The organism is Streptosporangium sp. NPDC048047, assembly GCF_040653115.1.
Taxonomy (GTDB): domain Bacteria; phylum Actinomycetota; class Actinomycetes; order Streptosporangiales; family Streptosporangiaceae; genus Streptosporangium.
On record NZ_JBEZNH010000006.1, the window covers coordinates 92,978 to 113,366 of the forward strand.

Genomic DNA, 20,389 nt, shown 5'->3' on the forward strand with positions numbered 1-20,389 from the left:
GATCAGTCCTCCGGGAGAAGCGCGGGGTTCGGGCAGAGCGCGCGCAGGCGTTGCAGTACGGCGCGGCGGGCGTGGACGAACGAGACCTGTCCCTCGTACAGGCGGGAGTGCGTGACGACCATCTCGCCGAGCGCGTCGAACTCGTACGCGAGCTGGGCCGGATCCACGCTGTCGGCCAGCTCGCCCAGCGTCACGGCCTCGGCCGCCAGCCGCCGGATGAACTCCAGCCACTCGCGCATGGCCCGCGCGACGCGGTCGCGCACCGCCCCGGGGCGGTCGTCGAACTCGGTCTGCACGGTGAAGAAGAAGCATCCGCCGGGCAGCACGCCGTCGCTGTAGAACTTCAGCCGGGCCTCGTGCAGCGCGAACAGCCGCCGCACGCCGGCGGGGGCCCGCAGGGCCGGCGCCACCACCGACTCGGCCCACTGGCGGGCGGCCCATTCCACGGCGTCGAGCTGGAGCTGCTCCTTGTCGCGCCAGTGGGCGAAGAACCCGGACTTGCTGGTGCCGGTCGCCGCGGCCAGCCGCCCCAGGGAGAGGCCGTCCAGCCCTTCGACGGAGGCCAGGCTCACCGCGCGTTCCAGGATCGCCTCCCGGCTGCGCGACCCGCGCAGCAGTCGGCCGTCGTGTGTCATGGACGCCAAACTACATTAACGACCGATCGTTTGTATATCTCGCCCAGGCGTCTCGCTTGCGGGGGAGGTAGTGGATAGGAGTATTATCCATAATTGGATACTGTAACTATCCAAAAGGAGCAGGGTTTCATGACGTCGATCGTCCTCATCGTGGCCACGCTGGTCTTCCGCCTGCTGGGCGCGGTGTTCCGCCTGTCCCGTTTCACAACTTGGCGGGTGAGCGCCGCGCACGGTCTGGCCGTCATGCTGGTGATGACGGCCAGTGCCCACTTCGTCCCGGCGGGCGTGACCTTCATGCCGAACCACGCCGACATGGCGGCCATGGTCCCGCCGTTCGTCCCGTTCCCGGCCTTCGTGGTCTACCTGACCGGCGTCCTGGAACTGGCTGGGGCGGTGGGGCTCGTGCTGCCGGCCACCCGGCGGGCGGCCGGGATCTGCCTGGCGCTGCTGTTCGTGCTCATGCTCCCGGCCAACGTCCACGCCGCGCTGGCCGGAACGACGCTGGGCGGGGAGCCGGCGACGCCGCTGTGGCAGCGCGTCCCCGAGCAGATCCTCTATATCGGCGTGGCGCTCTGGGGCGCGGGCGTCCTGGAGAGGCGTGCCGGCCGTACGGCCTCCGTGGGCGGCGCGTCCCCGGCGCTCTGACCTCACCGGACCCCGGCGGACCCGCGGGGGTCCGGCGTCGGACGGCCCCGGCGGGTCTTCCGTCCGCCGGACGTTCGCCGGATGCTCGCCCGGCATCCGCCGGGCCGCTCATCGAACGGCCGTCGGGTCAGCCCCGCTGGTCGCGTCCACCCGGCTGATCCGGGAGGGCCGACTGGAGGTGCTCGATGCAGCGGCCCAGGAGGGCGACCAGCGTCTCCCGCTCCTCCTGGCTGAACTCGGCGGAGAGCCCCCGCTCGACCCGCACCGCGCGGGCGTCCCCCTCGGCCAGCACCCGCTCGCCCTTCTCGGTGAGCCGGGTCTCCAGGATGTTCCTGTGCCACTCGTGGGGGGTGCGCTCGATCAGGCCGTTCTCCTGGAGGTTCTTGAGCACGGTGTTCATGGTCGGCGGGGTGACCGCGCAGGCCCGGGCGAGCGCGGCGGCCGAGATCCCGGGGTTCAGCGACAGGTGCAGCAACGCCGAGTACTGCGACACCGTCAGATGGGCCGGCTTCAGCGCGGACTGCTTGGCCGCGCTGAGCGCCTGCTCCGCCCGCTTGAGGACCGTCGCCGCCGTGCGCGGCATCTGAGTCACGGGGAGCCGTCCGGACGGGTCCCGCCTCACCCGCCCGGGCGTCTCGCCGCGGGACCGGAGGTGTGAACCCCGGGTCCGGCAGCCGGGCCGGAGACGTGAACGTGCGCGGGCCGCCCGGCGGCGTCGTCGTACGCCTCATGGGCGTCGAGCAGTTCGTCCCAGTGCTCCTCCGCCCAGGCGCACGCGGCGGCCATCGGCGCGAGCATGCTGCGGCCCAGCGGGGTCAGCCCGTACTCCACGTGCGGGGTGGCCCCGGCGCGGACCGTACGGCAGACCAGGCCGCCGCGTTCGAGGGAGCGCAGCGACTGGGTGAGGACCTTGGGGGTGACGCGGCGCAGCGGCACGCGCAGCTCGGAGAACCGGCGCGGCCCGTCTTCGAGGCACCGGATGATGAGCGCCGCCCACTTGTCGCCGAACCGGATCGGGTTGAGCGGGGACGGGCACAGCTCGTCGAACATGTCGGCGGGCAGAGGCTCCCTCATGGCCTCACGATAGCCGGTATCCCGGCGGTAACCGCGGCTCCGGATAGCGTCCCCGGCAGGCCGGGCGCAGAGGTCCCGGCCCCGGCGAAAGGCGGTTCCCCATGAACATCGTGATCTTCGGTGCGGGCGGCAGGGCCGGGCGGCGGGCCGTCGCCGAGGCGCTCCGGCGCGGCCACCGGGTCACCGCCGTGGTGCGCGACCCCGCGCGCCACGGCGACCTGGCCGGCGCTCCGGCGGTGGAAGGCGTCACGGGCGGGGCGGGTTCCGTGAGGGCGGTGGAAGGCGTCACGGGCGGGGCGGGTTCCGTGAGGGTGGTGGCGGGCGACGTCACGGACGAGGCGGGCATCGCGCGGGTGGCCGCCGGGCACGACGCCGCGATCAGCGCCGCCGCGGACCTGGCCGCGGCGCCGCACGACTTCTTCACCTCCTCGGCCCGCGCCCTGTCGGCCGGCCTGGCGAAGGCGGGGGTGGACCGCCTGGTGGTGGTCGGTCTCGCGTCCGTCATGCCGGGAGCATCCGGTGTGCCGCTGATGGACGAGCCCGGCTACCCCGACGAGTACCGCCCCTTCATCCTCGGGCACGCGGCGGGTCTCGACGTGCTGCGGGCCTGCGACCTCGACTGGGCGTACGTCGCGCCCGCGGGTGACTTCGACCACGGCGGCGTCCCGGCCGGGCGGTACCGGGTCGCGGAGCACGGCGACCCGGACAGCCGCATCACCTACGAGGACTTCGCGATCGCACTGCTCGACGAGGTCGAGACCCCGAGGACCCGCCGCGCCGCCGTCGGCGTCCGGGAGGCATGACACCCGGGGCGACGATCGGCGGGCGCGGTGGTTCCCGTCAGCGGGTGCGGGCGCGGAAGGCGGCGGCCTTGGCGCGGTTGCCGCAGCCGCGCATGTCGCACCAGCGGCGGGAGCGGCGATGGGAGAGATCGACGTAGAGCCGGGTGCAGGGGGACGCCTCGCACTCGCGGACCAGCGCCGCGTGCGGGCCGCCGAGCAGTTCGGCGGCGGCCCGTGCCACGGCGGACAGGGCGGCGGGCAGGTCGCCGGTCCGCTCCAGGACGCCGGGGGCGCGCAGCCGCACGCCGGGCGGGGGGTGCGCGGCGGCGCGGTCGAGCAGATCGAGGTCCGCGGCGTCGAAGGGGGCGGTGCCGTCCGGGTGGCTCGCGGCGCCGAGGGGGGCGGCGGACGGGGATCCGGCCTCGCGGGAGGTGATGGCGGACGGGGATCCGGTGCCGAGGGTGGCGGTGGCGGACGGGGATCCGGTGCCGAGAGGGGTGGCGTCGGACGGGGATCCGGTGCGGGCGGCGGACGCCAGCCGGTAGATCGCCTCGCGCAGGGCCTTCGCCCGCGCCAGGTCGTCGTCATCGGTGTCCGGCGGGGTGTCGAGGAGGCCCGCCGCGACCGTCCAGCGAGCCAGGTCGGCGGGCGTCGCCAGCAGGTCGACGCGTTCGCCCCTGCGGCGTCCGACCGTCCCGGCCAGATCGAGGCCGAGGTCGCCGCTGACGAAGGTGAACTCCATGCCCCCAATGGTAACCCCTTTGACAGGTTATTCGGTGACTGTCAGGCTGAGTAACCGTTCGATCCGGTTACTTCTGAGAGGGTCATCGTGACGACATCCCTCCCCGTCCGCGCACGGACCGCTCCTGACGCGCGCCGGTACGGTCCCCGCCACCGATGGGTCGTCCTGGCCGTGAGCGTCGCCGCGCAGGCGAGCTTCTCGGTGATGTTCTCCGGCATCCCGGTCACCGGCGTCGCGATGCGTTCCGGCTACCACCTGTCCACCGGTCGGCTCGGCCTGGTCCTGGGCTGCCTGGGGCTGGGCGTGGCGGTGTCGGACATCGCGTGGGGGCTGCTGACCGACCGGTTCGGCGACCGGCGCGTCCTGCTCACCGGGCTGGTCTCCACCGGCGCGCTGCTGGCGCTGATGGCCGTCGCCGTCACCCCCGCCGAGCTGCCCGGGACGGCCGTGCTCGCCCTGTGCCTGCTGGTCGCCGGGGCACTCGGCGGCAGCGTCAACGCCTCCTCCGGCCGCGCGGTCATGACCTGGTTCGCCGACGGGGAACGCGGACTGGCCATGAGCATCCGCCAGACCGCGATCCCGGTGGGCGGCGCCGTCGGCGTGGCCCTCCTCCCGGTCCTGGCCTCCTCGTACGGCTTCCGCGCCGTCTACGCGGCACCGGCCGCGTTCTGCCTGCTCACCGCGGTGGCGGTCTGGCACTGGCTGCGCGACCCCGGCAAGGAACCCACCCCCTCGGAGGCCGCGTCCAGGCGGGAGTCCGGTCCCACGCCGCGCCGGCCCGCGCCGGGCGTCTCACCCCTTCTGCGCCGGGACGTGTGGCGGCTGGCGCTGGCCGGCAGCCTGCTCACCGTTCCGCAGTTCGCCGTGCTCACCTTCACCGCGGTCTTCCTGCACGACGCCAGGGGCGCCGGGACGGCCCTGGCCGCGGGAACCGTGCTGGTCGCCCAGCTCGGCGGCGGCGCGGCCCGCATCTGGACCGGCCGGCGCAGCGACCGGAACGGCGACCGCCGGACCCCCATCCGGCTCATCGGGACGCTCACCGCCCTCGCCATGGCGGGCGCCGCCGTCCTTGCTCACGCGCCGGTCCCGCTGACCGTCGCCGCCCTGGCGCTCGGCGGGCTGCTGGCCAACTCCTGGCACGGCCTCGCCTACACCGAGATCGCCGTCATGGCGGGCGCGGACCGGGCCGGCGCGGCCCTCGGCCTGGTGGGCACCACGATCTTCGCCGCGGCCTTCGTCACCCCGCTGCTCGTGCCCGTCGCCCTCGCCGCCTCCTCCTGGCAGGGGGTGTGGGCGCTCGCGGCGGTGGCGCCGTTGCTGGCCGTACCGCTCACCCCGCGCGGGCGGCGCTCGCCGTAGGTTCCGGCGGGCCGCTGAGGGCGTGCCGCCGCAGGACGCGGATCACGGCGCGGATCGAGGGCCGCCGGTCGGCGTCGGCGCGCCACACCGCGTAGACGTGCCGGACCGGGCTCGGCCGTACCTCGACGAAGCGGACGCCGCCGGGCACCGGATCGCGGCCGAGCCGGGGAACGACCGCCACGCCGAGACCCGCGGCGACGAGGGCGAGCTGGGTGTGGTGCTCGGCGGCGATGTGGGCGATGTCCGGTTCGGCGCCGCAGGAACGCAGCGTGCTCAGCAACCAGGCGGTGCAGATCCAGCCGCGGCTCCAGGTGATCCATGGTTCACCGGCGAGTTCCGCGAGGCCGACGGCGTCGCCCGCGGCGAGCGGGTGCCCCTCGGGAAGCGCGACGTCCGCGACATCGTCGAGGAGCACGACCCTGTTCAGATCCCCGGGCAACGGGAGAGGGTGGCCGGACCAGTCCTGGACGATCGCCATGTCCAGGTCGCCGCGGGCCACCCTCGGCACCGTCTCGTGCGGCTCGGCCTCCTCCAGCTCGACGCGCAACCGCGGGTGGTCGCGGCGCAGCTCCCCCAGCGCGGGCGGGACCAGTCCGCGCGCGGCCGTCGCGAACGCGGCGAGCGTCAGGCGCCCAACGACGGCGCCGCGATGGGCCTCCAGATCCGCCTCGGCGCGTTCGGCCAGGGACAGCATCCGCCCGGCGTGGGCGACGAGCAGCTCGGCGGCGCCGGTGAGCCGTACGCCGCGGCCGTTGCGCTCCAGCAGCCGCTGTCCGACCTCCCGCTCCAGTTTGGCCATCTGCTGGGAGATCGCCGAAGTGGTGACGTGCAGGGCCTCGGCCGCCCCGGTGACCGACCCATGGGCGCTGATCGCGTGCAGGACGCGGAGCCGTTCCAGACTCAACATCTAAGTGATGCTACGCAAACTCTCTAAGAAAGACTCGCTTGTGCTTCGCGATCGCGAAGCGCCAGGGTGACGGCCATGAACACTTTCCGGATCGGTGGAGACCTGCCCGTGCACCCGCTCGGCTTCGGCGCGATGCAGCTGACCGACTGGGGGCCGTCCAAGGATCCGTCCGCCGCGATCGCGGTCGTACGACGGGCCGTCGAACTCGGGGTGACGCTCATCGACACCGCCGACGCATACGGCCTGGGCGCCAACGAGGAACTGCTGGCCCAGGCGCTTCACCCCTACCCGCGCGGTCTGGTCATCGCCACCAAGGCGGGGCAGAGCCGTCCGGGCCGCGGGCGATGGGTGCCGCTGGGCCGCCCGGAGTACCTCGTCCAGCAGGCCGAACTGAGCCTGCTCCGCCTCCGGCTGGAGCGGATCGAGCTGTTCCAGCTCCACCGCGTCGATCCCCAGGTGCCCTTCGCCGACCAGATCGGCGCCCTCAAGCGGTTGCGGGACGAGGGCAAGGTCCGCCACATCGGGCTGTCGGAGGTCGGCGTCGCCCAGATCGAGGAGGCTCGCCGGATCGTTCCGATCGCCGGCGTGCAGAACCGCTACAACCTCACCGACCGGCGGCACGAGGACGTCCTCGGCCACTGTGAGGCCGCCGGGATCGCCTTCATCCCCTGGGAGCCGGTGGCAGGCGGCGCGCACGCCGCCACGGACGGGCCGCTCGCGGAGGTCGCGCGAGAGGTCGGCGGCACCCCGGCACAGGTGGCGCTCTCCTGGCTGCTGGCCCGCTCACCCGTCATGCTGCCGATCCCGGGCACCGGCAGCGTCGCGCACCTGGAGGAGAACATGGCGGCGACGCGCGTCGAGCTGAACGGGGAGCAGGTCGCCCGGCTCGACGCCGTGTGGCAGGGGACCCGGCGCGAGGTCAGGCCTGATCCTGGCGGGGCATGACCACCTCGCGGACGATGAGCAGGATGGCCGCGACCAGCGGGATGCCCAGCAGCGCGCCCACCACGCCGAGCAGGGCGCCGCCGAGCAGCGCTCCGACGACCGTGGCGAGCGGTGGGACGTCCACCGAGCTCTTCATCACGCTCGGCGCGATCCAGTAGTTCTCGATCTGCTGGTACACGGTGAAGAAGATGACGCAGACGATGCCGACCGTGGGCGAGACGAAGAACCCGACCAGGGAGGCCGCCCCCGCGCCGATGAATGCGCCCACCATCGGGATCAGGTCGGTAACGGCCACGATCAGGGAGAGCGCCAGGGCGTAGGGGACCTTCATGAGGACGAGGAAGAAGAAGGTCGCCACCCCGGCGATCAGGGAGATGATGAGGTTCCCGGCGACGTAGCCGCCGATGCTGCCGATGATCTCGTCGCCGAGCAGGCTCGCCCGGGTACGGCGCGAGCGCGGCACCAGGCGGTAGGCCATCTTTTTCAGGGAGTTGAGGGAGCCCAGGAAGTACAGCGTCAGGACCAGCACGGTCAGGGAGTTGAAGACCGCGCCGATGAGCACCTGGCCGAAGCCGAGCACACCGCCGAACATCTGGCTGCCGAAGTCGCCGCTCGTCACGTACTGCTGGACCCGTTCCAGGATCTGGAATCGCGCATCCAGGTCACGGATCAGCGGGTTGTTCTGCAGCTCCTGCACGTACTGCGGGAGGTTCTGCACGAAGTCGGTGGACTGCGTGGTCAGCGGCGGCACGATGGCCAGGCCGAACGCGACGAAGACGGCGATGACGCAGAGGAAGACCGCGGTGATCGCCGCCACGCGGGGCAGGCCGTGGCGCTGCAGGGCTTCGACCGCCGGGTTCAGGCCGATGGCGAGGAAGAGCGAGACGATGATCAGGATGATCACCGAGCTGGCGCTCACCACGGCCTGGACCAGCCACCAGGCGGTGAGCACGCCGAGCGCGGCGGTGAAGCCGAACACGAACGGGTGGTTGCGCATGGACCGGCCCGGCCGCCCGAAGGGCAGTTCGGAGGTGTCGTCCGCGGACTCGCCGAGCGGACGCAGGGGGCCGGCCGAGGTGAGGATCGGCTCGGCGGGCTCGGCCGCGTCGACGGGGTCGATCGCGACCGGATCGGGTGCCTCGGGGTCGGCCGTCGCGGCCCGGGGGGACGCGGAGGAGGCGTGATCGGGGGAGTGGTGCTCGGACACGGAGGGCACCTGCCCGTCATTTGGGCGAATAGTCGGATTCAGTGGGTGATGGCCGCCACCGGTGGCGGGAGCGGTCATGACGCCCCGGCGTACGAGCGGGGACGCAGGGCGTGGCTGCGCAGCGCCGCCAGGACCGCGGACCGGCCCGCCGGGGTCAGCCGCCCGCCGGTCCGCAGCCCGAAGGCGGCCAGGCGCCGCGCGAGGTCGGCCAGGACGGCGTCCACCTCCCGGGCCCGTCCCTCCCCGCGGCCGACCACTTCGGCGACGCGGTCGCGGTCGGCGGGGGCGCCCTCGGCGAGCAGCATCAGCGCCGCCTCGCGGGCCGAGGCCCGGAAGGCGTCCTCCCCGGGCGCGGGGGCCAGGAGCGCGGCGGACGCCGCCTCCCACAGCAGGTCGCGGTCACCGAGCAGGCGCCGCCCCTCCCGGGTGGTCACCAGCCTCCGGCCCACGCGGCGCAGCGCGCCCATGCGACCCTCGGCCAGCTCGCGGGCCGCCTCCAGCTCCCCCTCGCTCCAGCGGCTCCCGCCGGGCGCCGGGCGGGACGGGCCGGGGCCCTGGGCCGGAGGGACCATCCCGCCCGGGCGGCGGCCCAGTTCCAGCAGCCACCGCAGCGCGGGGAGGAACGTTCCGGCCGGGGCCGGGACCGGAGCGTGCAGGTGCGCCTCGAAGGGCTGGGCGAGCTCGCGCCAGGCGTCGCCCCGGCCCAGCACCCAGCGGTTGAGCCGCTCGCCCCGGACCCGGTGCAGCCAGTTGTCGCCGCCGAGGTCGGCGCGGGGCTCGGTCAGCCAGCGGCGGGTCAGCGCCTCGCGTCCGGCGGCCGAGTCCGAGGCCGGCTCCCCGCAGACGAGGGCGAGCTCCAGCGCGGCGGAGCAGGCGCCGTGCGCGCCCCGCTCCTCGGGACCCATGATCGAGCTCCACCGCAGCTCGGGGAGGTCGGGCGGGAGCAGGCCGGTGGCGTCCAGGGCGCGTCGGCAGGCGGCCGTCCCGGCCTTCTCCGACCGCTCGTAGGCCCGCAGGACCCGCGCGGTGACCGGCGAGGAGCAGAGCGCGGCGTAGCGGTCGAGGCCGCCCAGTGCGAGCAGCCTGCCCAGCGCCGAGACGACCGCCTCCCGGTCGCCCGCGACCTGCGTCGGCAGCGTGTACCAGAGGAACTCGCACACGGTCAGTTCGGTGAGGGTCTCCAGCGGCTCGCCGCCGGTGAGCCGGTCGATCGCGTCGCGGGCACGGCCGGCGTGCCGGGGCTCCGACCGTTCCAGCTCGGTCAGCAGCGCGGCCACGTCCGGCGCGGGCACGCTTCGCAGCCTGCCGTGGCCGGGCCTGCCCTGACGATGGAGGTGACGCAGTGGGTCATGCACCGTCATGCCTACCCTGGGAAATCCGCATCCGGGCACCACATGGGAACGATCAGATCCAGCCCTTCTTGAAGAGCATCCGCGCGCTCCAGTCCGTGTAGGGAATGATCTCGGCGGTGAGGACGGGGTACAGCCACCAGAAGTTCAGGAGCGCCAGCAGCGTGAAGGAGCCGACGACCACCCCTCCGACCATACGCCTGCGCTGCGGGGCGTCCGCGCGGCCCAGTATGAGCCCGGCGGCCAGGGTCAGCGCCAGGATCATGAACGGCACCATCGGGGCCGCGTAGAACAGGAACATCGTGCGGTTGTCGGCGATCGCCCAGTAGAACCAGGGCAGCCAGCCCGCGAGGTAGGCGAGCAGCACGGCCCCCGCCCGCCAGTCGCGGGCCGAGACGTACCAGGTGAACATGGCGACGAGCGCGGCGAGCCCGCCGTACCAGATGATCGGGGTGCCGACCCCGAGGACGGCCTGCGAGCAGCCCTGCGCGCCGCAGCCGGACTGGGGCGTCTCGTAGAAGAACGCCACCGGGCGCAGCAGCAGCGGCCAGCTCCACGGTTCGGACTGGTAGTTGTGCGGCGTGGTCAGGCCGCTGTGAAAGCCGAGGACCTGGAAGTGGTAGGCGAGCCACGACCGGACCGAGTCGAAGACGAAGTAGGCGGGACCGTGGCCGGTGGCGCGGTCCCAGTTGCGGCCCCAGCCGCCGGCGGTGGCGAACCAGCCGCTCCAGGAGACGATGTAGGCGACGGCGGGGGCGAGGGCCATGGCGGTCAGCGCGGTCGGCAGGTCCTTGCCCGCCGCGCCGCCGTACGGCCTGCGCAGGCCGACGGCCTTGCGGGCACCGGCGTCCCAGACGAGGGACATGACGGCGAAGGCGATCAGGAAGAAGATGCCGGACCACTTGACGGCGCAGGCCGCGCCCAGGCAGACGCCGGCCGCGACACGCCAGGGACGCCAGCCGAGCCAGGGGCCGTGCTCGTCGAGCGTCGAGGTCTCGTACCAGGCGGCCAGGCGGGCGCGGGCCTCGTCGCGGTCGGTGACCAGGCAGGCGAAGCCGGCCAGGACCCAGAACATCAGGAAGATGTCGAGCAGCGCGGTGCGGGACAGCACGAAGTGCAGGCCCTCGACCGACAGCAGCAGCCCGGCCAGGCAGCCGAGCAGGGTGGAGCGGGTCATCCGGCGGGCGACGCGGGCCAGGATGAGGATCGACAGGGCGCCGGTGAGGGCGGCGGCGAAGCGCCAGCCGAACGGGGTCATGCCGAAGATCTGCTCGCCCAGCGCGATCATCCACTTGCCCAGCGGGGGGTGGACGACGTAGGAGGCGCACTTGTCGAGCTGGTCGGCCGCGCATCGCTGCCAGATGTCGGTGTTGCCCTGGATCAGCAGCGTGTTGGCGTTGTCCACCGGGGTGTGCTCGGTGCCGAAGTTCAGCAGCGCGAAGCCGTCCTTGGCGTAGTACGTCTCGTCGAACATGACCGCCTTCGGGCGGCCCAGGTCGACGAAGCGCAGTATCGCCCCGAACGCCGCCACCAGCGCCGGGCCCAGCCATCCCCACAGGACGCTCCCGGGCATCGGCGGGACCAGACGGTCGCGCACGGAGCGTGCCGATTCGCGGGTCGGCGAGGGGTCGGACTGCTCGAACCCCTTGTTGGTGAAATCGGTCACGGCCACCCGGCCATCGTAAGGGGCACCCCGCCCGGTAACCCAGGGAAACCCCGGCCGCATGCCCAATTGAGGGTGATATTCCCGAGTGATCCAGGGTTGCCCCACGGGCGGGATGGTCCCGGCGGAGGCCCGCGCCCCGAGACGTGCCGGTGAACGGGTACGGCCTCCAGACGACCTCCAGACGGCCTCCAGACGGCCCGCGGGCGACCCACGGACGATCTGCGAGCGGTCCGCGAGCGGTCCGGGGGCGGTCCCCGGCGGAGGCCCGCCCCCGGATGCGCGAGGATGGGGACGTGACGGACAACGGTAGGCTGGTGCTGGCGGGGGCCCCGATCGGGCAGGCGGGCGACGCCTCCCCGAGGCTGCGTGACGCCCTGGAGAACGCCGACGTGGTCGCGGCCGAGGACACCCGGCGCCTGCGCCGGCTGGCCGCGGAGCTGGGCGCCGAGATCGGCGGGCGCGTCGTCTCCTATTACGACGCCAACGAGTCCGGCCGGGCCGCCGAACTCCTCGCGGCGCTCCAGGAGGGCCGTACCGTCCTGGTGATCACCGACGCCGGGATGCCCGGCGTCTCCGACCCCGGCTACCGCCTGACCCATCTGGCCGTGGAGGCCGGGATCACGGTCACCTCGCTGCCCGGCCCGTCGGCGGTCACCACCGCCCTGGCCGTGTCCGGCCTGCCCAGCGACCGCTTCTGCTTCGAGGGCTTCCCGCCGCGCAAGCCCGGCGAGCGCGCCCGCAGGCTCGCCGCCCTGGCCGCCGAGGAGCGCACGATGGTGTTCTTCGAGGCGCCGCACCGGCTGGCCGCCGCGCTGGAGGCGATGGCCGGGGCGTTCGGCCCCGACCGGCCCGCCGCCGTCTGCCGCGAGCTCACCAAGACCTACGAGGAGGTACGGCGGGGCGGCCTCGGCGAGCTGGCCGAGTGGGCGGCCGGCGGGGTCAGGGGCGAGATCACCGTGGTCGTCGCCGGGCGCGTCCACGACGCCGAGCCCCCGTCGATCGGGGAACTGGTCGAGGAGGTGGCCCGCCGCGAGGAGGCGGGGACGCCGAGGAAACAGGCGATCGTCGACGTCGCCAAGGGCGCGGGCGTGCCTAAGCGGATCCTGTACGACGCCGTCCACCGGGGATGACGGGGATGACGCGGGCCCGCCGAAGCCACGGCACCCCGTGCCGCAGTGAGATCGCGGCGGCCAGGCAGGCCAGCGGCACCGCGGGCAGCAGGTAGCGGTAGTCGAACTCGGCGGTGGCCGCCGGGGCCAGGAGGAGGCCGAAGGAGGCCAGCCACGGCAGCAGCACCGGGCCGCCCAGCCTGCGCCAGCGCACCGCCACCCCGGCCAGGCCGACCAGCAGCAGCACGCCGAGCACCAGTCCGGGCAGCCGCACGGTCCGCTGGTAGCCCTGCATGAAGGCGGCCCACGGGTCGCGCACCTGGGTGCCGACCGCCTTCACCCGGCCGTCGATCTTCGCGGTCCGCAGGCCCGGGTCGTAGAGCTGGGCGTCGCCGTCGGTGGTGCCCTTGTACGACGACCACGAGGGCAGCACCCTGTCCTCGAAGGGGAACTCGTACTGCAGATAGGTCTTGGCGTCGGGGAAGCGCGGCCGGCCCCAGTGGAAGGCGCGGACGAAGTCGAGGCCGACCCGGGCGAGGTAGTCGCCGGGCTGGGAGAGGATGGCCCGCTTGGCGAAGTCTCCGGCGACCCCGTTCATCTCCGGGGTGAAGGTCGTGCCGGAGCCGAAGGCGTGGAAGCGCTGGCCCTCGCCATTGGCCCACCACAGGTAGCCCTGGCCGGAGAAGGAACGCTGGTCCGGCGGCGTGCTGATGCACAGCAGCGCCAGTTCCAGTTCCTTGCGCGGGTCGACGCCCATCTTCCCGCAGTCGGAGAACAGCGCCGTGCGCATGTAGAGGATCGCGCCGTCGCTGTTGGTCATCGCGAAGTTGCCGTGCGCGGAGGCGAACCACGCCATGTACGCCGTCACCGGGATCGCGCAGGCCGTCACCATGGCGGCGGCCGGCCGCCAGCCGGTCCGCTTGACCAGGAGGTAGGCCACCACCAGCGCGAGGATCGGCAGGCCGATCGACCGGGTGAGCGCGGTCAGGGCGAGCAGCAGGCCGACGACGGCGCCCAGCCGCCACGACATCCTCCGATGCCACAGCACCAGCGTCACGACGCCGACGACCAGCAGCATGAACATGGTGTCGGACATGATCAGGTGTTCGAGCTGGATCTGGTAGGCGTCGAACAATACCGGCACCGTCGCCAGCGTCGCCCCCCAGGCGGGCAGCCCGAACCTCCGGCGCAGCAGCGCGTACATCAGGACGGCGACGGCGAGGCCCATGAGGTGCTGGGTGAAGGCCACCAGCCCGAAACTGTGAAAGGGTCTGAGCAGAAGCAGCCAGAAGGAATAACCGTTCGGCCGCAGGGCACTGGGTCGTTCGGGGTGCACCGCCCCGGAGACGTAGTCGTAGGAGTCGTTGAACCACAGCGCCGGGCCGTACCCGATCATGGTCACCAGCCGCAGCGCGAACGCCGCCGCCAGGGCGGCGAGGAAGACGCGGTGACGGCGGGCGAACGCCGCCAGACGCGCTCTCCAGCCCGCTGGAGGCTCGTCCAGGCATGGTCGTTCGGCCATGGTAACCATGCCTTACAGGATGCCAGTCCTTTCACGGAGTTGCCCCGCGCACGGGTCGGCACAGGGCATCATGATGAGATTGGCTTGTGCCGGATCGAAGGGTTGAGACGTGGAACTGACCGTGGTCATGCCATGCCTGAACGAGGCGGAGACCGTGGAGACCTGCGTACGCAAGGCGCTGGCCTGCATGCGGGACCACGGGATCGACGGTGAGGTGCTGATCGCCGACAACGGCAGCACCGACGGCTCGCAGCAGCTGGCGCGCGACGCCGGCGCCCGGGTCGTGCACGTGGACGCCAAGGGATACGGCAACGCGCTCCTGGGCGGCATCCGCGCGGCGCGCGGCAAGTACGTCATCATGGGCGACGCCGACGACTCCTACGACTTCACCTCGCTGCTGCCGTTCGTCGAGCAGTTGCGCGACGGCGCCGACCTGGTGATGGGCAACCGGTTCAAGGGAGGCATCGCGCCGGGGGCCATGCCCCCGCTGCACCGTTACCTCGGCAACCCGGTGCTGTCGTTCATCGGCCGGCTGTTCTTCCCCAGCGCCATCGGCGACTTCCACTGCGGCCTGCGGGGCTTCCGCCGCGACTCCATCCTGCGGCTCGGCCTGCAGACCGGCGGCATGGAGTTCGCCAGCGAGATGGTGGTGCGCTCGACGCTCTCCGGCCTCGACGTGCGCGAGGTGCCCACCACGCTCTCGCCGGACGGCCGCTCCCGCCCGCCGCACCTGCGCTCCTGGCGCGACGGCTGGCGTCACCTGCGCTTCCTGCTCCTCTACAGCCCCCGCTGGCTGTTCCTGATCCCGGGCCTGGTCCTGATGATCCTGGGCCTGGTGGCGGGCACCGCGCTGACCTTCGGCCCGGTCTACATCGGCAAGCTCGCCTTCGACGTCGACACCCTGGTCGGGGCGTCGGCCGCGGTGGTGATCGGCTTCCAGGCGATGCTGTTCGCGGTGTTCACCAAGGTGTACGCGGCCGAGGAGGGCTTCCTGCCGGAGGACCGGAGGGTGCGCAAGCTCGTCGACGTGGTCACCCTGGAGAAGGGCCTGGTCGTGGGCGGCCTGCTGGCCCTGGCCGGTCTCGGCGGCCTGGTGGCCTCGCTGGTCCACTGGCAGACCCGCAGCTTCGGCACGCTGATCCCGTCGGAGTCGCTGCGCCTGGTCGTGCCCTCGGCCACCGCGCTGGTCATGAGCTTCCAGACCATCTTCGCGGCCCTGTTCGTCAGCATCCTCGGCATCCGCCGTACCAAGGAGACGCCCATCGACGTGGCGGCCTCCGCGGCGGAGGAGGCGGCCGAGGCCGTCAGCCGGGAGGACGGCCGCGCCGGGAACCACGACGAGCCGGCCGGCAGCCGGGGCGGCGCCTGAGGTTTCCCGGGGCGGCGCCTCCGGATTCCGGGCGGCGAAGCCCGGGTGACGTCCCTTAGGCTTGGGCACATGTCCCACCACATCCTGACCGCGGTCGCCTGGCCCTACGCCAACGGCCCCCGCCACATCGGGCACGTGTCCGGCTTCGGCGTGCCGTCCGACATCTTCAGCCGCTACCAGCGGATGGCGGGCAACAAGGTCCTGATGGTGAGCGGGACCGACGAGCACGGCACCCCGATCCAGGTCCAGGCCGACAAGGAGGGTGTGACCGCCCGCGAGCTCGCCGACCGCTACAACCGGGTGATCGCCGAGGACCTCCGGGGCCTGGGGCTGTCCTACGACCTGTTCACCCGCACCACCACCGCCAACCACTACGCGGTGGTGCAGGAGGTCTTCAAGGGCCTGTACGACAACGGCTACATCTTCCCCCGCACCACCATGGGGGCGATCTCGCCGTCCACCGGCCGCACCCTGCCTGACCGCTACATCGAGGGCACCTGCCCGATCTGCCACTTCGACGGTGCCCGCGGCGACCAGTGCGACAACTGCGGCAACCAGCTCGACCCGATCCAGCTGATCAACCCGGTCAGCCGGATCAACGGCGAGACCCCGGTCTTCGTCGAGACCGAGCACTTCATGCTCGACCTGCCCGCGTTCGCCGAGGTCCTCGGCTCCTGGCTGCAGTCGAAGCAGGGCGAGTGGCGGCCCAACGTCCTGAAGTTCGCCCTGAACCTCCTGGGCGACCTGCAGCCCCGCGCGATGAGCCGCGACCTCGACTGGGGCGTGCCGATCCCGCTGGACGGCTGGCGCGACCAGCCCAACAAGCGGCTGTACGTGTGGTTCGACGCCGTCATCGGCTACCTCAGCGCCTCCGTCGAGTGGGCCCGCCGCTCCGGCGACCCCGACGCCTGGCGGCAGTGGTGGCAGAACCCCGACGCCCGGGGTTACTACTTCATGGGCAAGGACAACATCGTCTTCCACGCGGAGATCTGGCCGGCGCTGCTGTTCGGCTACAACGGCCAGGGCGCCCGCGACGGCCGGCCCGGCTCCCTCGGCGAGCTGAGCCTGCCGTCGGAGGTCGTCTCCAGCGAGTTCCTCACCATGGAGGGCCGCAAGTTCTCCTCCTCCCGCCAGGTCGTCATCTACGTGCGCGACTTCCTGGCGCGCTACGACGCCGACGCGCTGCGCTACTACATCGCCGTGGCCGGACCGGAGACCCAGGACACCGACTTCACCTGGTCGGAGTTCCTCAACCGCAACAACGGCGAGCTGGTGGCGGCCTGGGGCAACCTGGTCAACCGCTCGATCTCGATGGCCGCCAAGAACTTCGGGACCATCCCCGAGGCGGGCGACCTCACCGACGCCGACCGCGCCATGCTGGAGCGCAGCAGGGCCGCCTTCCCCCGGGTCGCCGCGGAGTTCGAGCGCTCCCGGTTCAAGAACGCCACGAACGAGGCGTTCGACGTCATCCGCGAGGCGAACAAGTACCTCGCCGAGCAGGAGCCGTGGAAGCGCAAGGACGACCCGGAGCGGGTGAAGTCGATCCTGCACGTCGCCCTGCAGGTCGTCGACGACGCCAAGACCCTGCTGACCCCGGTGCTGCCCGCCTCCTCCGACAAGGTCCACGCCATGCTCGGCGGCGAGGGCGCCTGGTCCGGCATGCCGGAGATCCGGGAGGTCGAGGACCTCGACGATCCCGCCCGGAGCTACCCGATCATCACCGGGTCCTACGACGGCGCCGCGCGCTGGGAGTCCACGCCCATCCGGGCCGGCGTCCCGCTGGCGCCGCCGACCCCGCTGTTCTCCAAGCTGGACCCCAAGATCGTCGACGAGGAGCTCGCCCGGCTGGGCGACTAGGTCACGCCTCGCGGGTTCGCGACGGAAGAGCCGATCCGCGAAACGGGCTTGCACCTGACACGGTGTCAGGCCCTAAACCGGAGGACATGACCTCTCATCTCACGGTGACCGAAGCCGCCGCGGGGATCCGCGGCGGTGGGATCACCTCGCACGAGCTCACCGAACGCCTCCTCGCCCGTATCGAGGAGGTCGATCCCGCGCTGAACGCGGTCGTCGACCTGTGGCCCGAGGAGTCCCTGCGCGCCGCGGCCGAGGCGGACGCGGCGCTCCTGCGTGGTGACGAGACCGGCCCGCTGCACGGCGTCCCGATGACCGTCAAGGAGGGTTTCAACGTCGCGGGGAGGGTCACCACCTGGGGGAATCCGGTCTTCGCCGGGTTCGTTCCCGACCGGGACGCCACCGTGGTCGAACGGCTGCGGGCGGCGGGGGCGATCATCGTCGGCAAGACGAACGTGCCTGCGATGCTCGCGGACTTCGGGCAGACGGCGAACGACCTGTACGGCCGCACCCGTAACCCCTGGGACACCGCGCGCACGCCGGGCGGCTCGACCGGCGGCGGCGCGGCGGCCCTGGCCGCGGGCCTCGGCTACCTCGAGTACGGCTCCGACCTGGTGGGTTCCATCCGTATCCCGGCCGGCTTCTGCGGTGTCTACGGGCTGCGTCCGACCGCCGGGACCGTCCCCACGCGCGGCTTCCAACCTCCTGGTCCGTCCGCCCCGCCCAGTGAGGCGGGGCACCTGTCCGTGCTCGGGCCGCTCGCCCGCTCGGCCGCCGACCTGCGGACGGCCTTGCGGGTCACCGCCGGTCCCGAGGGCGAGGCGGCCGGTGCGTACCGCTGGGAGCTTCCGCCGCCGCGGCACGCCAGGCTCGCCGACTTCCGGGTCGGCGTCGTCCTGGATCATCCCGGGGCTCCGGTGACCCACGAGGTCGGCGCCGTGCTGTCCGACGCCGTGGACGCGCTGGGCGTGGCCGGAGTGAAGCTTCGTGAGGGCTGGCCGGACGGCATCGACCCGGACCGCGAGGCCGAGACCTTCGGCTTCCATGTGGGCTTGTTCTTCGCCCACCATCAGCCCGGTGCCGACGTCGCGCCGATCGGGGACGTCGTCGCGCAGGAGCACGCGCGGATGGCCGCGCGGGCCGCGTGGACGCGGTACTTCGAGGAGATCGACGTGTTCCTCTGCCCGGTCAACTTCACCACGGCGTTCCCGCACGACGACCGGCCCTTCGCCGAGCGGGTGATCCCGACGGCCGAGGGCGGGCGCCGCTACGACGACCAGGTCTTCTGGACCACGCACGCGGCCCTGCCCGGCCTGCCCGCGGTGGCCGCTCCCGCCGGTCTCTCCCAAGACGGGTTGCCGGTCGGCATGCAGGTCGTCGGCCCTCGTTTCGAGGATGACACCGCGATCACCTTCGCCGGGCTCGCCGCGGACGTGCTCGGTGGCTTCACCCCGCCGCCGGCCCGGTGACCGCCGTGTTCACCATCGGGGAGTTCGCCCGGCACGGCCGGGTCTCGGTCCGGATGCTGCGGCACTATGACGCCATCGGGTTGCTGCGGCCCGCGCGCGTCGACCCGGTCACCGGTCACCGTGCCTACGAGGCGGGGCAGCTCATATGGCTCAACCGCATCGTCGCGCTGAAGGATCTCGGTTTCACCCTCGAACAGATCCGCGCCATGTCGAAGGAGGACGTCAGCGTGGAACACCTTCGCGGAATGCTGACGCTGCGGCGGGCCGAGCTGGAGTCGGCGCTGGCCGTGAGCCGTGGGCGGCTGACGCAGATCGAGGCGCGGCTGCGGACCCTGGAGACGGAGGGCCGGAGCGCCCCCGACGTCATCGTCAAGCGGCTCCCGGCGACCAGGATGGTCGAGCTCACCGGCGTCGCGGCGAGTTTCCATCCCGAGGACATGGCCCCGGTCGTCCGCCCGATGTGCGCCGAACTCGGCCGGCGGCTGCCGGGCGCCTCCGCGGTCGTCCCGACCGGCCGTCTGACCTGTTTCTACGAGCAGGGCGACGAGGACACGGTCGTCGTCCACGCGGCACTGCCCGCGAAGGTGACCGGCGGCGACCTCAACGGCCTGTCGGTCATCGACCTGCCCGAGACCGAGGCCGCCACCCTCGTCCACCGCGGTGCGATCGAGGCCGTGCTGCCGGCCTGGCAGGCCCTGGTCCACTGGGTCGAGGCCACCGGCCGTCGCTCCGCCAGGTCCCAGCGGGAGCTCTACCTCGACTGCCCGGAAGACCCCGACGGGTGGGTCACCGAGCTCCAGGAGCCCCTGAGCCCCGTCTCATAGGCGCAGACGGCCCGCCGCGCTCCCCGCCGGATCCGGGCGGCGGGGCCCAGGCGGTAGGTTGGGCGGCGTGACCACGATGCCAGCCGTACCGGAGCCGTTGACCGGTGAGGTGTTCGACAGCCACTGCCACCTGGACATCATGGTGGGTCACCGCCAGGCGTCCTCGGGCGACCCGGTCGCCCTGGCCGCGCAGGCGGCCAGGGCGAGCGTCGAGGAGATCGTCCGGCAGTCCCGCGCGGTGGGCGTGACCCGGCTGGTCACCGTCGGCTACGACCTGCCGTCCTCGCGGTGGAACGCCGAGGCGGCCGCGGCGCACCCCGACGTGTACGCCGCGGTGGCGATCCACCCCAACGAGGCGCACGCCGCGACCCCGGAGGTCCTCGCCGAGATCGAGGAGCTGGCCCGCCTGCCGCACGTCCGCGCGGTGGGCGAGACCGGCCTCGACTACTACCGCGACTGGGCCGCAAGGGACGACCAGCACGCGAGCTTCCGCGCGCACATCGAGATCGCCAAGCGGACGGGCCGGGCCCTGGTGATCCACGACCGCGAGGCCCACGACGACGTGCTGGCCGTGCTCGCCGACCAGGGCGCCCCCGACGTGGTGGTCTTCCACAGCTTCTCCGGCGACGCCGCGATGGCGAAGCGGTGCGCCGAGGCCGGCTACTTCATGTCCTTCTCCGGGCCGGTCACCTACAAGAACGCCGGCTACCTCCGCGAGGCCGCGGCGATCGCGCCCGACGAACTGCTGCTGGTCGAGACCGACGCGCCCTACCTCCCGCCGACGCCGCACCGGGGCAAGCCCAACGCCCCCTACCTGATCCCCCTCACTCTGCGCTGCCTGGCCGAGGTCCGGGGGACCGACCCGGACGACCTGGCCCGCGTGATCAACGCGAACGGCGAGGCGGTCTTCGGCGCATGGTGACACCTGTGG

At 72.8% G+C, this 20,389-nt stretch carries 19 protein-coding genes; 10 read left to right on the forward strand and 9 right to left on the reverse strand.

Going from position 1 to position 20,389, the window contains the following annotated elements; translation table 11 throughout:
* Positions 1-2: 2 nt before the first annotated feature.
* On the reverse strand, positions 3-635 hold the full coding sequence (locus AB0D67_RS07455) for a helix-turn-helix domain-containing protein (RefSeq protein WP_362930972.1): 633 nt from the start codon (positions 633-635) through the stop codon (positions 3-5).
* A 129-nt stretch (positions 636-764) separates the two neighbouring features.
* Between AB0D67_RS07455 and AB0D67_RS07460 the strand changes: the two genes are divergently transcribed.
* Positions 765-1,280 (forward strand): hypothetical protein, encoded by a 516-nt coding sequence (locus AB0D67_RS07460; protein WP_362930974.1) that lies wholly within the window; start codon positions 765-767, stop codon positions 1,278-1,280.
* Between the two features lie 127 nt (positions 1,281-1,407).
* Here AB0D67_RS07460 and AB0D67_RS07465 read toward each other — a convergent pair whose 3' ends face one another.
* Positions 1,408-1,863: a MarR family transcriptional regulator gene (locus tag AB0D67_RS07465; protein ID WP_362931230.1), complete on the reverse strand. Its 456-nt coding sequence runs from the start codon at positions 1,861-1,863 to the stop codon at positions 1,408-1,410.
* 35 nt (positions 1,864-1,898) lie between these two features.
* Complete coding sequence (locus AB0D67_RS07470; RefSeq protein WP_362930976.1) at positions 1,899-2,354, reverse strand: helix-turn-helix domain-containing protein; 456 nt, start codon at positions 2,352-2,354, stop codon at positions 1,899-1,901.
* A gap of 101 nt (positions 2,355-2,455) precedes the next feature.
* On the opposite strand from AB0D67_RS07470, the gene AB0D67_RS07475 reads away from it, so the two are divergent.
* Positions 2,456-3,157: an NAD(P)H-binding protein gene (locus AB0D67_RS07475; RefSeq protein WP_362930978.1), complete on the forward strand. Its 702-nt coding sequence runs from the start codon at positions 2,456-2,458 to the stop codon at positions 3,155-3,157.
* Between the two features lie 37 nt (positions 3,158-3,194).
* Here AB0D67_RS07475 and AB0D67_RS07480 read toward each other — a convergent pair whose 3' ends face one another.
* On the reverse strand, positions 3,195-3,878 hold the full coding sequence (locus AB0D67_RS07480) for a CGNR zinc finger domain-containing protein (RefSeq protein WP_362930980.1): 684 nt from the start codon (positions 3,876-3,878) through the stop codon (positions 3,195-3,197).
* 87 nt (positions 3,879-3,965) lie between these two features.
* Between AB0D67_RS07480 and AB0D67_RS07485 the strand changes: the two genes are divergently transcribed.
* The gene (locus AB0D67_RS07485; RefSeq protein ID WP_362930982.1) at positions 3,966-5,237 is read left to right on the forward strand and encodes an MFS transporter; all 1,272 of its coding nucleotides are present in this window, start codon (positions 3,966-3,968) and stop codon (positions 5,235-5,237) included.
* Here the strand turns inward: AB0D67_RS07485 and AB0D67_RS07490 are convergent.
* Entirely contained in the window at positions 5,209-6,144 is a 936-nt protein-coding gene (locus AB0D67_RS07490) for a LysR family transcriptional regulator (protein WP_362930984.1), read from the reverse strand. The genes AB0D67_RS07485 and AB0D67_RS07490 overlap by 29 nt on opposite strands.
* A gap of 75 nt (positions 6,145-6,219) precedes the next feature.
* On the opposite strand from AB0D67_RS07490, the gene AB0D67_RS07495 reads away from it, so the two are divergent.
* The gene (locus AB0D67_RS07495) at positions 6,220-7,089 is read left to right on the forward strand and encodes an aldo/keto reductase (RefSeq protein WP_362930986.1); all 870 of its coding nucleotides are present in this window, start codon (positions 6,220-6,222) and stop codon (positions 7,087-7,089) included.
* Here AB0D67_RS07495 and AB0D67_RS07500 read toward each other — a convergent pair.
* The 3 genes from AB0D67_RS07500 to AB0D67_RS07510 form a co-directional block, all read right to left on the reverse strand.
* A complete protein-coding gene (locus tag AB0D67_RS07500; RefSeq protein WP_362930988.1) occupies positions 7,064-8,296 on the reverse strand; it encodes an AI-2E family transporter in 1,233 nt (410 codons plus the stop codon). The two genes, AB0D67_RS07495 and AB0D67_RS07500, sit on opposite strands and share 26 nt — an antisense overlap.
* A gap of 74 nt (positions 8,297-8,370) precedes the next feature.
* Positions 8,371-9,657, reverse strand: a complete 1,287-nt coding sequence (locus AB0D67_RS07505; RefSeq protein WP_362930990.1) for a hypothetical protein — start codon at positions 9,655-9,657, stop codon at positions 8,371-8,373.
* A 43-nt stretch (positions 9,658-9,700) separates the two neighbouring features.
* Positions 9,701-11,218 carry a phospholipid carrier-dependent glycosyltransferase gene (locus AB0D67_RS07510; RefSeq protein WP_362931232.1) on the reverse strand — a complete coding sequence of 506 codons (1,518 nt, stop codon included), beginning with the start codon at positions 11,216-11,218 and terminating at the stop codon, positions 9,701-9,703.
* Positions 11,219-11,586: 368 nt separating this feature from the next.
* Here AB0D67_RS07510 and rsmI point away from each other — a divergent pair, with 368 nt between their 5' ends.
* Positions 11,587-12,441 (forward strand): 16S rRNA (cytidine(1402)-2'-O)-methyltransferase, encoded by an 855-nt coding sequence (gene rsmI / locus AB0D67_RS07515; protein WP_362930992.1) that lies wholly within the window; start codon positions 11,587-11,589, stop codon positions 12,439-12,441.
* Here the strand turns inward: rsmI and AB0D67_RS07520 are convergent.
* The gene (locus AB0D67_RS07520; RefSeq protein WP_362930994.1) at positions 12,404-13,951 is read right to left on the reverse strand and encodes a hypothetical protein; all 1,548 of its coding nucleotides are present in this window, start codon (positions 13,949-13,951) and stop codon (positions 12,404-12,406) included. The two genes, rsmI and AB0D67_RS07520, sit on opposite strands and share 38 nt — an antisense overlap.
* Before the next feature lie 100 nt (positions 13,952-14,051).
* Between AB0D67_RS07520 and AB0D67_RS07525 the strand changes: the two genes are divergently transcribed.
* From AB0D67_RS07525 to AB0D67_RS07545, 5 genes are all read left to right on the forward strand, one after another.
* Positions 14,052-15,311 (forward strand): glycosyltransferase family 2 protein, encoded by a 1,260-nt coding sequence (locus AB0D67_RS07525; RefSeq protein WP_362930996.1) that lies wholly within the window; start codon positions 14,052-14,054, stop codon positions 15,309-15,311.
* A 69-nt stretch (positions 15,312-15,380) separates the two neighbouring features.
* Positions 15,381-17,168, forward strand: a complete 1,788-nt coding sequence (gene metG, locus AB0D67_RS07530) for a methionine--tRNA ligase (RefSeq protein WP_362930998.1) — start codon at positions 15,381-15,383, stop codon at positions 17,166-17,168.
* Between the two features lie 86 nt (positions 17,169-17,254).
* Positions 17,255-18,634, forward strand: coding sequence for an amidase family protein (locus AB0D67_RS07535; protein ID WP_362931000.1), 1,380 nt, complete (start codon positions 17,255-17,257; stop codon positions 18,632-18,634).
* Between the two features lie 5 nt (positions 18,635-18,639).
* Positions 18,640-19,458: a MerR family transcriptional regulator gene (locus AB0D67_RS07540; protein WP_362931001.1), complete on the forward strand. Its 819-nt coding sequence runs from the start codon at positions 18,640-18,642 to the stop codon at positions 19,456-19,458.
* Between the two features lie 76 nt (positions 19,459-19,534).
* Complete coding sequence (locus AB0D67_RS07545; RefSeq protein ID WP_362931234.1) at positions 19,535-20,380, forward strand: TatD family hydrolase; 846 nt, start codon at positions 19,535-19,537, stop codon at positions 20,378-20,380.
* Positions 20,381-20,389 lie beyond the last annotated feature (9 nt).